Source organism: Streptomyces sp. NPDC088261, from assembly GCF_044740805.1.
Taxonomy (GTDB): Bacteria; Actinomycetota; Actinomycetes; order Streptomycetales; family Streptomycetaceae; genus Streptomyces.
This window is the reverse complement of sequence record NZ_JBIURL010000019.1, coordinates 21,708-34,620: the sequence shown is the minus strand read 5'-3', so window position 1 is coordinate 34,620 and position 12,913 is coordinate 21,708. Positions and strand designations below refer to the sequence as shown.

Below are 12,913 nucleotides of genomic sequence, written 5' to 3'. Positions count from 1 at the left end.
GGTGTCCGTCCCGTCGGAGCCTCCGTCAGAGCTTCGCTCGCGCCACGGCCCGCTCGACCGACCTCACGGCCTCGTCCAGCTCCACCAAGGACGGGGCCGTTCGCAGTGCCTCCGCCAGGTCGGCGGCCGCGACGGTCAGCTGGTCCGCGACCACGAAGACCCCCGCGTCCGGCATGAGCCGGGGCTCCGGCCCCGGGCCCGCGCCGCTCCCGTCCGCGCCGCCGCCCTCGCCGGCCGCTTCGAGCCGCTGGGCCCGTACGGACAGCTCCCTCGCCAGCGCCAGCGCCTCCGCGGCCGCGCCCCGCTGGAGCCTGCTGCGGGGGGCGGACCGCAGGCGGTCGGCGAATCGGTCCACGGCAGCCGTCAGGGGCGTTGTATCGAGCACCCCGCGACCCTACGCGCCCCGGGCACGCGAAGGGGTCCGTGGCACCCGCCACGGACCCCTTCGCGTCTGTCTGTCGCTCTGTCAGCAGCTCTGCCGCCGTGTCAGTCGTTGCCCTGAAGGATCGACAGGACCCGCAGCATCTCCGTGTAGATCCACACGAGCGTCACGGTGAGGCCGAAGGCCGCCAGCCAGGACTCCTCGCGCGGAGCGCCGTACGCGACGCCGTCCTCGACCTGCTTGAAGTCCAGCGCCAGGAAGCACGCGCCGAGGATGATGCCGATCACGCCGAAGAGAATGCCGAGGCCGCCGCTGCGGAAACCGAGGCCGTCACCGCCGCCGAACAGGGCGAACAGCGCGTTGACCGCCATCAGGATCAGGAAGCCCATCGCCGCGGCCATCACGAAGCCGTAGAAGCGGCGGGTGACCCGGATCCAGCGCATCTTGTACGCGATCAGCACGCCGGCGAAGACCGCCATGGTGCCGAGCACGGCCTGGATCACGACACCGGGCGAGATGTACGTGCTCACCGCGTTGCTGATGACCCCGAGGAAGACGCCCTCGAAGGCGGCGTACGCGAAGATCAGCGCCGGGACGGGCGTGCGCTTGAACGACTGGATCATCGCGAAGACGAAGGCGATGAGCGCGGCGCCGATGGCGATGCCGTACGACGTGCCGAGGTTCGCGTCGTCCACGGGCAGCAGGACCCAGGACAGGACGGCCGTGAGCACGACCGTGCCCAGCGTCATGGCCGTACGGGCCACGACGTCGTCGATCGTCATGACGTCCGCGCGGGCGGGCGCCTGCGGACCGCCGGGCTGAGTGCCCTGCTGAGGCGCGTAAGGGTTGGTCGCGTAGGGGTTGGTTCCTACGGCGGGGCCCCCGGCCGGTGCCGCGGTGAAGCCCGCATGGCCGTTGTCGCGGCTGAAGCCCCGTCGCGAGAAGACCGGGTTGCTGCTCCTCATCTCACTCCTCCATGGCCACCCAGCGTGGCCTTGGCACAAGAGTAATGGGCGAGCAAAAGGAACACCCTACTGCTCCGGGAGGATCTTTCCGGGATCGTGACCCGAAACGGGTGCCGTCGATCACACCGGTGGGGCGGCGGCGGGCCGGCCGGCCCGGGCGGAGAAGTCGTCGGACCGGAATGAGGGCTTCCGGTGCTGAACGAAAAGTCGGATATGTGCCCGGAACCGGACTTGAACCGGTACGCCCCGAGAGGGGCAGCGAGGTTTAAGCTCGCCGTGTCTGCATTCCACCACCCGGGCGTGGCGCGGCTCCGCGTTGGCACACGAGCATATCGGGGCGCGCGCCCCGAATTTCAGCCCCATGGCCCGATGTTGTCTTATTTTACTGACACCTGAGGGTGCGTCAGCACATGGAATGAGCCATCGACACATGGTGGGCGCGGGTGGTCATTACCTACTGCGGCGTACGGAAATGACGAAAAGTCGCCGCCCGGTCACTCAAGTCGTACCTGTCCGGGGGCACGTCGTCCCTCTCTCGGGGGTGGTGTCATCCCGGAGGAGGAGCCGGGCGGGCTCCGGTCAGTCCCAAGAGGGCCCCGGGAACGGGCATCGGGGCTGACGCCCCGCCGCCGGACGGCCGAGACGATGAAGGGGTCCACTCAGCGCGTCGACAGGAGTCCCCCGCCGTGACCACCACCCCGCTCGCTCACCGCGCCACCGCCGTGGCCGCCCGCGCCTCCGGACTGTCGAAGGTCTACGGACAGGGCGAGACCCAGGTGGTCGCCCTCGACCAGGTCAGTGTGGACTTCGGCCAGGGCGAGTTCACCGCCATCATGGGGCCGTCCGGGTCCGGCAAGTCGACGCTGATGCACTGCGTCGCCGGCCTCGACAGCTTCAGCGCCGGGTCCGTACGGATCGGGGACACCGAGCTGGGCTCCCTCAAGGACAAGCAGCTCACCCAGCTCCGCCGGGACAAGATCGGCTTCATCTTCCAGGCCTTCAACCTGCCGCCCACGCTGTCGGCCCTGGAGAACATCACGCTTCCCATGGACATCGCGGGCCGCAAGCCCGACCAGGCGTGGCTCGATCAGGTCATCACGATGATCGGCCTCGCCGACCGGCTCGGCCACCGGCCCACCCAGCTCTCCGGCGGCCAGCAGCAGCGGGTCGCCGTCGCCCGCGCCCTCGCCTCGCAGCCGGAGATCATCTTCGGCGACGAGCCGACCGGGAACCTGGACTCGCGCGCGGGCGCCGAGGTGCTGGGCTTCCTCCGCAACTCCGTACGGGAGCTGGGCCAGACGGTCGTCATGGTGACCCACGACCCGGTGGCCGCCTCCTACGCCGACCGGGTGATCTTCCTCGCCGACGGCCGGATCGTCGACGAGATGCTCCACCCCACCGCCGACGGCGTGCTCGACCGGATGAAGGCGTTCGACGCCAAGGGCCGTACGAGCTGACGGGTCGTACGACCACCGCCGCACGCTCTCCTTCGCACGCCAGTACGGCCGTACGACCGCACCCGCCCGGCCCGCCCCGTCCCACCCGGCCCATCCCACCAGGACTTCCACCATGTTCCGTACCGCCCTGCGCAGCGTGCTCGCGCACAAGGCCAGACTGCTGATGACCGTGCTCGCCGTGATGCTCGGCGTGGCCTTCGTCTCCGGCACCCTGGTCTTCACCGACACCCTCGGCAACGCCTTCAGGAACCAGTCGGCCAAGAGCTACAAGGACGTCTCCGTCGCCGTCCGTTCGCACGACAGCCGCGACGGCGGCAATGACGGCGGCGGCCCGGGGGGCGGCGAGGACGAGGGCGGTGCCCGGAACCCCGGCATCAGCGCCGCGACCCTCACGAAGATAGGCGCCCTGGACGGTGTCTCCTCCGTCGTCGGCCGGGTCGACGGCTTCGCCGGGGTCGCGGACCAGGACGGCAAGCTGATCGGCAGCGGCTGGTCCAACTCCGGCTCGAACTTCGTCCCCGCCAAGGGCGGCCAGGACCCCGCGTACACCTTCACCGAGGGCGCGGGCCCGCAGCGGGACGACCAGGTGGCCCTCGACCGCACCACCGCCGACAAGGGCGGATACGAGGTCGGTGACACGGTGCGGGTCGGTACCAACGGACCGGTGCGCGAGTTCACCCTCAGCGGTGTCTTCACCACCGAGGACGGCGCGGTCAACGCGGGCGGCAGCCTCGTCCTCTTCGACACCGCCGTGGCGCAGAAGCTCTACCTGGAGCCCGGCTTCTTCAAGGACGCCACCGTCAGCGCCGAGCCCGGCGCCTCCGACGCGGCCGTGCTCGCCGGGGTCAAGGCGCTTCTGCCGGACAACGCCGAGGCGCAGACCGGCAAGCAGCTCGCCGACGACCAGGCCGCCGACATCGAGAGCGGGCTCTCCGGCCTCAACCAGATCCTGCTCGCCTTCGCCGCCATCGCGCTGTTCGTCGGCGTCTTCCTCATCTCCAACACCTTCACCATGCTCGTCGCCCAGCGCACCAGGGAGCTGGCCCTGCTGCGGGCCGTCGGCGCCTCGCGCCGCCAGGTCAAGCGCTCCGTCCTGACCGAGGCCGCGGTCGTCGGCCTGATCGCGTCGGCGGTCGGCTTCGTCGTCGGACTGGGGCTGGCGACCGGACTGCGGTCCGTCATGGGCTCGTTCGGCGCGCGGCTCCCCGCCGGACCGCTCGTCGTCTCCCCCACGGCGGTCGCCGCCGCCTTCGGTGTCGGCGTGCTGATCACCGTGCTCGCCGCCTGGCTGCCCGCCCGCCGCGCGGCGAAGATCCCGCCGGTCGCGGCGATGAGCAGCGTGCACGGCCTGGCGACCACCAAGTCGCTGGTGGTACGGAACTCGATCGGCGGCGCACTGGCCCTCATCGGCTCCGCCGGGATCGTCGCGGGCGCCGCCGCCGGCTCCGACGGCCGGACGCTCATCGGCATCGGCGCGTTCCTGGCGATGGTCGGTGTCATCATCCTCATCCCGCTGCTCTCGCGCCCGGTCATCGCGCTCGTACGGTCGCCGCTCCGGGGGGTGTTCGGGGTCTCCGGCAAGCTGGCGGCGCAGAACGCGGTGCGCAACCCGCGCCGTACCGGAGCCACCGCCTCCGCGCTGGCCATCGGCCTCACGCTGGTCACCGGGCTCACCGTCATCGGGGTGACGGTCGGGCAGGCCGTGGACAAGATGACCACGGACAACATCCGCGCCGACTACATGGTGCAGATGGCGAGCGGCGGCGGCCTGGACCCGTCGGCGGCCGCCGCGCTGGAGAAGGCGCCCGGCGTGAGCGCGCTCTCCCCGCAGCAGTCGGCGGGACTCAGGGTGAAGGGGAAGTTCCACTCCGCCTCGGCCGTCACCCCCGGCGACATCGAGCGGCTGTTCGCGGTCACCACCCTCTCGGGCTCGCTGGACACCCTCGCCCGGGGCGAGATCGCGGTCTCCGGCAAGACGGCGAAGTCGAACCACTGGCGGACCGGTGACACCCTGCCGGTGACGTACGACGACGGGAAGAAGGGCTCGCTGCGGATCGGCGCCACGTTCGAGGAGAACGAGTTCCTCGACGCGGTGCTCCTCTCCACGGACACCGTCGAGGCCCACGAGTCCCGGCCGTACATCAGCCAGGTGTGGGTCAGGACGGACGGCGGCGCGAGCGCCGCTCACGAACAGGCCCTCGTGGACGCGCTGGGCGACAACCCCGGCATCAGCATCATGGACCGGCAGGACATCAGGAACACCTTCGGCGGCTTCATCAACACCGCGCTGAACATCATGTACGGCCTGCTGGCGATGGCCCTGATCATCGCGGTCCTCGGGGTCGTCAACACCCTGGCGATGTCGGTCTTCGAGCGGCAGCAGGAGATCGGCATGCTGCGGGCCATCGGTCTCGACCGGGCGAAGGTGAAGCGCATGATCCGGCTGGAGGCCGTGGTCATCTCGCTCTTCGGCGCGGTGGTCGGGGTGGCGCTCGGCGGCTTCCTGGCCTGGGCGATCGGCCAGACGATCAAGAGCTCGATCCCCGGGTACGTGCTGGTCGTCCCGTGGGAGCGGATCGGGATCTTCCTGCTGCTGGCCGGGGTGGTCGGCGTACTGGCCGCCCTGTGGCCGGCGCGCAGCGCCGCGCGGCTGAACATGCTGACGGCGATCAAGACCGAATAGCGGTTCTCCGCGAGAGACACGAGCGCCGGACGGGCCTGGAGCCCGTCCGGCGCTCTGTCGCGGCGCCGTGTCAGCGCCCCCCGCGTCAGCGCCAGTCGCGGGCCCGCAGCGGCATCCCGGACGCGCCGTTCTCCGGAGGCCGTACGGCCAGGATCTGGTTGACCCCGATCCGGTTGGTCTCGAAGGAGAGGGCGGACGCGGCCATGTAGAGCCGCCACACGCGGGCGCGGCCCGGCGAGGTGGCCCGGACCGCGCGGTCCCAGTGCTTCTCCAGGTTGGCCACCCAGCGGCGCAGGGTCAGCGCGTAGTGCTCTCTTATCGACTCCACGTCACGGGCCTCGAAGCCGGCCTCTTCCAGGGTGGCGACGGTCCGGCCGAGCGGGGCCAGTTCGCCGTCGGGGAAGACGTACGCGTCGATGAAATCGTCTATGCGGTACTCGTCCTCGTTCTTCTCCGGCCGGCGGGCGATCTGGTGGTTGAGCAGCCGGCCGCCCGGCTTGAGGAGGGCGTAGAGGTCGTCCGCGTACTCGCGGTACTGGACCGAACCCACGTGTTCGGCCATGCCGATGGACGAAATGGCGTCGTACGGACCGTCCTTGACGTCCCGGTAGTCCTGGACGCGGATCTCCACCAGGTCCGCGAGCCCCTCCTCGGCGATCCGCTCGCGCGCGTACGCCGCCTGCTCCCGGGAGAGGGTGATGCCGGTGACCCGGACGCCGTACTCGCGGGCCGCGTGCAGGGCCATCGAGCCCCACCCGCACCCCACGTCGAGCAGCCGGTCCCCCTTCTTCAGCGCGAGCTTGCGGCAGACGAGGTCGAGCTTGTCGCGCTGCGCGTCCTCCAGGCTGGTCCCGGCGTCGGGCGCGCCGCCGGTGCCCGGGCCCGCGTCCCAGTAGGCGCAGGAGTAGACCATGGACGGGCCGAGGACCATCGCGTAGAAGTCGTTGCCCACGTCGTAGTGGTGGCTGATGGCTTCCTTGTCACGGCGCTTGGTGTGCGTCGCGCCGTGCCGCCGCCTGATCTCCTCGGGGGGCGGGGCGGGCGGCGGCCACGGCCCCGCGATCGCGACCAGCCCGCGGGCCGCGGCCCGCATCCGGGGGTCCAGTACGGGATGGACCGCGTCCTTCACGTCCGTGCCGCGCTCCCAGATGATCCCGGCAAGCCGCTCCAGCAGCGCGTACAGGTCACCGTCGACGTCGATCTCACCGGCCACCCAGGCGCGGGCCAGGCCCAGTTCGCCGGGCTTCCACAGGAGTCGGCGCAGGGCCCGGCGGTTGCGGATGATGAGGACGGGTGCGTTCGGGGGGCCCGACTCGCTGCCGTCCCAGGCACGGATACGGACCGGGAGCGGCGCCCCCAGCAACTCTTCGGCAAGAGTGGTCAGCCGCGGCGCGGCGTCGGCCATGGCGTACACCTCCGTGGTGGTGGATACCGGACATACACAACGCCAGGTAAACACCGGAGGCGGTCACTTGCAGTCCCGACAGCACGCAATGAGAAGGCAAAATACCTGCATTCACCATGCACTTTGGTACGGGCCCTGCCGGGCCGTATCCGCCCGGAGCGGGCCCGGACACGGGGAAGGGCCGCCCGCACCACGGATGGCGGGCGGCCCTTCACCGGGTCGCGGTCGTACCGGCGGCGCCGGTCAGGAGGCCTTGGCCTTCTCCTGCGCGGGCTGCGGTACAGCGGCCGCCGGGGCCGGCTTCGCGGCCTCGTAGAACTCCTCGCGCGGCGTCTCCATGGCGCCCAGCGAGACGACCTCGCGCTTGAGGAACATCGCGAGCGTCCAGTCGGCGAAGACCCGGATCTTGCGGTTCCAGGTCGGCATCGCCATGCCGTGGTAACCCCGGTGCATGTACCAGGCCAGCCGGCCCTTGAACTTGATCTTCACCTTGCCGGCGACGATCATCGCGACGCCCTTGTGCAGGCCCAGACCGGCGACCGCGCCCTTGTTGGCGTGGCTGTAGTCCTTCTGCGGGAAGCCCCGCATGCCGGACATCACGTTGTCGCCGAGGACCTTGGCCTGCCGGAGCGCGTGCTGCGCGTTCGGCGGGCACCAGGCGTTCTCCACGCCGGCCTTGCGGGCGGCGATGTCCGGGACCTGGGCGTTGTCGCCGGCGGCCCAGATGTAGTCGGTGCCCTGGACCTGGAGCTTCTCGGTGGTGTCCACGTGGCCGCGGGGGCCGAGCGGGAGACCGTAGCGGGCGAGCGCCGGGTTCGGCTTGACGCCGGCCGTCCAGACGATCGTGTTGGAGTCGACCTCCAGGCCGTTGTTGAGCACCACATGACCGTCGACGCAGGAGTCCATGCCGGTCTTGAGGTAGATCTCGACACCGCGGCCCTCAAGGTGCTCCTTGCCCCACGTGCCCAGCTTCGGGCCGACCTCGGGGAGGATCTTGTCGGCGACGTCGACGAGGACGAACCGCATGTCCTCGCGCGTGACGTTCGAGTAGTACTTGGCCGCGTCGCGGGCCAGGTCCTCGACCTCACCGATGGTCTCCGCGCCGGCGAAGCCGCCGCCCACGAAGACGAAGGTCAGCGCCTTGCGGCGGACCTCCTCGTCGGTGGTCGAGTCGGCCTTGTCCAGCTGCTCCAGCACATGGTTGCGCAGGCCGATGGCCTCCTCGATGCCCTTCATGCCGATGCCCTGCTCGGCGAGGCCGGGGATCGGGAAGGTACGGGAGACCGCGCCGAGCGCGACGACCAGGTAGTCGAAGGGCAGCTCGTAGGCCTCGCCGACGAGCGGCGCGACCGTGGCGACCTTGCGGTCCTGGTCGATGGTCGTGACCCGGCCGGTGAGCACCTCCGCCTTGGGCAGGACGCGCCGCAACGGGACGACGACATGCCGGGGCGAGATGCTGCCGGCGGCAGCTTCGGGGAGGAAGGGCTGGTACGTCATGTACGAGCGAGGGTCGACGACCGTGACGGTCGCCTCCCCGTAGCGCATCTTCTTCAGAATGCGACGAGCTGCGTACAGGCCTACGTACCCACCGCCTACAACGAGGATCCTGGGACGCTCCGTGGTGCTCATGCCATCGAGTATCCACCCCCCTGGGAGGGGGTGCTCGTGAGCCCCTTCACAAGGTGTTGGGTACCCCGTGCTACACTGCGCGGCCACCTTACCGGGAGGCCCTTCTCCGGCACCGTACCGGAGGGGTGAGCGAGGCCCTGTTCACCCCCCGTGAGCTGCCTCTCTCCCTCTTACACGGAGTGGACCACCCCGTGGGTTCATCCGCGCGTAACGCCCCCGGAACGGTGTCGCATTGAGGTCCGGGGAGCCTCTTCGGCCACCGGACGGCCCTACGGAAGACGAAGAGCGTCCAAGCGAGCCGTTTTCCTTGTGAAGAACTTCACGAAGTTTCTCGCGGGGCTCTCCGCGCGGCTCCGTAGGCGGCGGTCCAGGGCCTCCTGGAGTCGCTCGCACAGCAGCGAGACCGAGGTACCAGGAGGCCCTGCACCCGCGCCGACGAGATGCCCGTCTCCTCGCTCTCGCGCAAGGGGAGCCACTCACAGGTGCGGCGACGCCGGCGCGGTCACGCGCGCGGCCGGCGTGCTCCCGTTGCTGTCCTGGCCCGACGGATCCGGCTCGGTGCGAAGGCGTCGATGGTTCCGGCGCCTTGGCCCGGCGTGTCGTCCCACCCCTGGATCCGCCGAGCGAGTCGGACCAGGCGCGCGTCCGCCGGTGGCACGTCGATCTGGAAGTGGGACTCCTTGACCGGAGCCAGCTCGCCACCCCAGGAGACGACACCTGAGCAATCAGCGAGAATGTCGTCCACCACCGTGCGCTCGGAAGTCGACATGCCCGTGTCCTTCGAGGCCCCGAGGGGGTAGAGGAGTGGGCGAATCGCGAGCGCGGTCCCGGACAGGTGGTTCGACTCGAAGCCGACGCCGACCTGCCGGTCCGCCGTGTGGCCCACCACCTCCGCCGAGCGGAGAGCGCCGAGCTCATAGGAGAACCGGCGAGCCACGTAGAGGAGCACCGTGGCAACGTCCCCTCCCAACAGCGCCACATCGACGTTGGTGCCTTCGATCCGGAACTTCTCCGCACGGTCACTGTCGATGACGGGCCAACTGTTCTGCGACCGCCTGCTTCGCCACTCTCCTCCTTGCGGGGTTGCGACAGCTGACGACGGGAAGGCGCCGAGCACGATCCCGGCCGAGACGCCGGCGGCCATTCCGAGAGCCTGGCGACGGCTGGGTCGAGGAGGGGACTCGCTCAATGCAGTGGTCCTTTCCGGTAACGAGAGACGGCGAGCGCGAGTAGACACACGACGGCCACCCCCAGGGCGGTAAACAGCATGGGATTGACCCAGACCGAGACGAGCTCGTAGGTGCGGCCGTCTGCCCAGTGGCAGGCGGCTCGCGGAGGGAAAAGCCTTTCTTCGTACCGATTCCAGTCAGGTATGGGCTCGAGCGGGTCGCACATGCGTGCGGGGTCGGCGAAGAAGACCTGCCCCGCACCCATGAGGCCGCAGAGGACAGCGATGACCAGACCGGCTTTCAGGGCGCCGCGCAAGCGCGCGCCTGTACGGAAACTGAGGCACAACGCTCCGATGGCGCCGATAGCTACCGCGATGATCCAACTACCCATTCATGCACCCTTGCTGAACAGCCTTGCGTGATGTGCGAGATATTTGGCCTGATTGCGGCTCTCCAGACCGGCGCGGGCGATGAGCGAGTCCGCGAAACCGCCGCAGTACTCCCTCAGCCGGTCCGACGGGAGCAGCTGGGGAAGGATCACGCCTTCCCCCGCAGTGGACAGGACGAGGTAGGCACGCCCTCCTGAGATGACGGGGTCCGTCATGTTGGTGAGGACGTCGAAGGCCGCGTCGGCCGCGGTGTCCGCCGAGGCGCCGAACCGCTTGGCAAGATAGTCACGGAAACGAGCGGCTCCGCCACTGCCCGCGTAGTGCTCCCGTACCGCCTCGTTGATGGGCTTGCCGGCCCGCATCTTCTCAGCCAGCAAGAACCCGTCGGCATCCTCGATGAGGTCGCCTATCCCGAAGGTCGAGTTCACTCCGATCTTTGCAAGGCGTTCGGTGCAGTAGGTGTAGCCCGAGGCGTATGAGTCACTGTCTCGGCGCCATTCCCCGTAGAACGTCATCAGGTCCCCGGCCCATCCTGCCACGTCCCCCGCATTAGCCGTGTGCAAATCAGCCGAGGGGGCCTTGATGAAGTGCCCGGCCGCAGTGGCAAGAAGGTGCTGAGGGCCAAGTGTCTGGCCAGTAAAAGGATCGGTGAGCTCGGACAGTAGTTCTGCACCGTTGCTGTCGGCATAGTCGATGAATGCGGAGTCGACGCCACCGATGAGGACTCGCCACTGGGTACCGGCATACCTGACCTTGCGGTAATAATCTGTAACCAGTCGGTTCGCGTCACCTTTGCCGTAACTTTTAGCCAGATTGTACAGCTTGTCGATGTTCGCGATGAACTCGGCGGCCGGAGAAACAGGGCGATTGACATTGTTCTGGCCGCTGTCGGAACCGATCCGGTGCACATCCCGGTCCAGAGCGAAGGTATCACCGCCGTCGGTAACCTGATATTCCTTGATCTGGTTGAACGACCAGTTCGCGGGCAGCGGAAATCCCAGGTTGCCGGAGAAACCCCACGACATGCCGGAGACGAACGAGTACGTGGCATAGGCGTCTTGGGTTACCCGTGCACAAACGTTGCGGGATCCGTACACCCCGTGAAGGTAGCGCTTACCCCTGGAAGCCAAACCTGAGGTCACTCCACGAAAATACTCCAATATATGAGGCATATCTTCCACGGTGGCGTCGTAGTCGACAGCGAAGTAGATGACAGTGCCCCGGTTGAATCCAAAATGCACGGCTTGGTCATGGGCGAGTTGGCCATGCGCATAGCCTATGTTCCACTTGTATTCCGCCAGCGATCTTCCATTGTCTTGGAATATGGGGAAGACATGGAGACCAGCGGCGAAGATGTTGGCCAGCTCTCCCTCTTCAAGCATCTTGGACCCACCGCCGGCAGATGCCTCGTTGAGATACCGCCCCACGTAACGATACCCGTCCACATACAGTCTCTGCGCTCGTGACGGCGTCATGGTGTACGCAGTATCAGAAGCATTGGCCGGGCGATCCGGGTCACCCATGGAAACCAAAAGCTGCGCCCAGGTGGCATAGTCGCCCTTCCCGGTCACATCGAGTGCAGAGAATCGCTGAAAGCCCCGCACCCAGCCTTCGATATCAGAATCCCAGCTTCCGGTGAAGTGAGTCCTCTGATCGTCTTCCGGTGCACTCGACACCGGTTCGTTGAAGACACAGGCGGCGGAGAACAACTGCATGAAAATTCCCGCCGAGCCGGGACCTACAGTATTGGCCCTCAGACCCGCCTGCGTACCTGCTCCAAAATTTCCGGTGGCCTGGCTCTCCGGAATACCGATCTCCAGCTGAATAGCTTTCATCAAGGCCTGCTGAACGTCACGTGAATAGTGACCGTCCGTGGGACCTACAGAAAAGGTGCTTTTTGTCCAGTAACGACCGTTGAGCCACTGCTGAATGGAATGCACCTTGTCCGAGCCGCCGGCGAGGACGACATAGGCGTCCATGTTGAGGATCGCCTTGAGTACTTTGGCCTGGACGACGCCACCATCTTCGGCAAGACCCATGTTGTTCTTCATCTGATTAACAGACGATGCTGCGTCGGCGTCGAAGCTGGAGACGTTCGTGTCACCACCCCAGTAGCCTTTACAGAACAAGCCGTGGCGAATAATCTTGACGATATTTGCGTTCTTGTTCCACCCGATTCCGATAGCACCGAGGGCGGCGACCTTGGAAAGGGTTCCATCACCAAAATTAGCGGCAACCGGACTGATACCCAGTTCATGCTGAAGACCCATGGTAAGGCTGTACATGGTGGGCCAGCCTGTCTGTCCGTTTTCGGAACATCTGGCGTACCCGGCAACGTTTCCGTAGGTGGCGTTGACCCATTTCTGAGCAGCTAAGACCTTCTCGTCCATATGAATCCCCTTCAGGAGGGAGTAGCGCGTCGGAATCTGCAGCGGCAGTGCAATTGTCATGCAATCGAACGCCCGCGTATCGCGTCGAGCCGACATCGTTGAAGAAACTGCACACACCGGCTTGTCATTGCACAACTAACGCGGCAACAGCGGGCAAGCCACGAAACATCGATCCTTTGGGAGCAAGCACTGGAGCCTTCTCCCTTTGAGTTCCTGGCCACCTTGGACATATGCGCCGGCCGAGTTACTCAGAGCATACGGTTCACAGCACAGCGCGAAAAGACCTGATGAGCGCAGGCCGCATATTGAATCAGCGAATGATCCACGCAAGGTCACAGCACGGCCTGCTATGTACCCGTTTTCCCCTTACGCTGAAATCTCCCCATCACTGTCTGCATTGTGACTACTGTCACGCAGCACTGAATGATTGGGAGTCTCTGTTCC

Annotated in this window: 9 protein-coding genes and 1 tRNA gene; 2 read left to right on the top strand and 8 right to left on the bottom strand. The window is 67.4% G+C overall.

What is annotated here, in order from left to right:
- Positions 1-25: 25 nt before the first annotated feature.
- The 3 genes from ACIODU_RS28755 to ACIODU_RS28745 all read right to left on the bottom strand — a co-directional run bounded on the left by ACIODU_RS28755 (position 26) and on the right by ACIODU_RS28745 (position 1,647).
- A complete protein-coding gene (locus ACIODU_RS28755) occupies positions 26-385 on the bottom strand; it encodes a hypothetical protein (protein ID WP_401771144.1) in 360 nt (119 codons plus the stop codon).
- A 101-nt stretch (positions 386-486) separates the two neighbouring features.
- Positions 487-1,347 carry a Bax inhibitor-1/YccA family protein gene (locus tag ACIODU_RS28750; RefSeq protein WP_401771142.1) on the bottom strand — a complete coding sequence of 287 codons (861 nt, stop codon included), beginning with the start codon at positions 1,345-1,347 and terminating at the stop codon, positions 487-489.
- Between the two features lie 216 nt (positions 1,348-1,563).
- Positions 1,564-1,647: transfer RNA gene (locus ACIODU_RS28745), tRNA-Leu, on the bottom strand.
- A gap of 386 nt (positions 1,648-2,033) precedes the next feature.
- Between ACIODU_RS28745 and ACIODU_RS28740 the strand changes: the two genes are divergently transcribed.
- Positions 2,034-2,804: an ABC transporter ATP-binding protein gene (locus ACIODU_RS28740; RefSeq protein WP_401771139.1), complete on the top strand. Its 771-nt coding sequence runs from the start codon at positions 2,034-2,036 to the stop codon at positions 2,802-2,804.
- 112 nt (positions 2,805-2,916) lie between these two features.
- The gene (locus tag ACIODU_RS28735; RefSeq protein ID WP_401771136.1) at positions 2,917-5,487 is read left to right on the top strand and encodes an ABC transporter permease; all 2,571 of its coding nucleotides are present in this window, start codon (positions 2,917-2,919) and stop codon (positions 5,485-5,487) included.
- An 85-nt stretch (positions 5,488-5,572) separates the two neighbouring features.
- On the opposite strand, the gene ACIODU_RS28730 is transcribed toward ACIODU_RS28735, so the two are convergent.
- The 5 genes from ACIODU_RS28730 to ACIODU_RS28710 all read right to left on the bottom strand — a co-directional run bounded on the left by ACIODU_RS28730 (position 5,573) and on the right by ACIODU_RS28710 (position 12,469).
- Positions 5,573-6,892: a class I SAM-dependent methyltransferase gene (locus ACIODU_RS28730; RefSeq protein ID WP_401771134.1), complete on the bottom strand. Its 1,320-nt coding sequence runs from the start codon at positions 6,890-6,892 to the stop codon at positions 5,573-5,575.
- 243 nt (positions 6,893-7,135) lie between these two features.
- The gene (locus ACIODU_RS28725) at positions 7,136-8,521 is read right to left on the bottom strand and encodes an NAD(P)/FAD-dependent oxidoreductase (protein ID WP_356429515.1); all 1,386 of its coding nucleotides are present in this window, start codon (positions 8,519-8,521) and stop codon (positions 7,136-7,138) included.
- 502 nt (positions 8,522-9,023) lie between these two features.
- Positions 9,024-9,665 carry a hypothetical protein gene (locus ACIODU_RS28720; protein WP_401771130.1) on the bottom strand — a complete coding sequence of 214 codons (642 nt, stop codon included), beginning with the start codon at positions 9,663-9,665 and terminating at the stop codon, positions 9,024-9,026.
- Positions 9,666-9,706: 41 nt separating this feature from the next.
- Positions 9,707-10,081 carry a hypothetical protein gene (locus ACIODU_RS28715; RefSeq protein ID WP_401771127.1) on the bottom strand — a complete coding sequence of 125 codons (375 nt, stop codon included), beginning with the start codon at positions 10,079-10,081 and terminating at the stop codon, positions 9,707-9,709.
- Entirely contained in the window at positions 10,082-12,469 is a 2,388-nt protein-coding gene (locus ACIODU_RS28710) for a glycoside hydrolase domain-containing protein (RefSeq protein WP_401771296.1), read from the bottom strand.
- Positions 12,470-12,913: the final 444 nt, after the last annotated feature.

Excerpts from the sequence above, each read along its gene's own strand:
- ACIODU_RS28750 (WP_401771142.1), bottom strand. The coding sequence starts at position 1,347 with ATGAGGAGCAGCAACCCGGTCTTCTCGCGACGGGGCTTCAGCCGCGAC.
- ACIODU_RS28735 (WP_401771136.1), top strand. The coding sequence starts at position 2,917 with ATGTTCCGTACCGCCCTGCGCAGCGTGCTCGCGCACAAGGCCAGACTG.
- ACIODU_RS28730 (WP_401771134.1), bottom strand. The coding sequence starts at position 6,892 with ATGGCCGACGCCGCGCCGCGGCTGACCACTCTTGCCGAAGAGTTGCTG.
- ACIODU_RS28725 (WP_356429515.1), bottom strand. The coding sequence starts at position 8,521 with ATGAGCACCACGGAGCGTCCCAGGATCCTCGTTGTAGGCGGTGGGTAC.
- ACIODU_RS28720 (WP_401771130.1), bottom strand. The coding sequence starts at position 9,665 with ATGGCCGCCGGCGTCTCGGCCGGGATCGTGCTCGGCGCCTTCCCGTCG.
- ACIODU_RS28715 (WP_401771127.1), bottom strand. The coding sequence starts at position 10,081 with ATGGGTAGTTGGATCATCGCGGTAGCTATCGGCGCCATCGGAGCGTTG.
- ACIODU_RS28710 (WP_401771296.1), bottom strand. The coding sequence starts at position 12,469 with ATGGACGAGAAGGTCTTAGCTGCTCAGAAATGGGTCAACGCCACCTAC.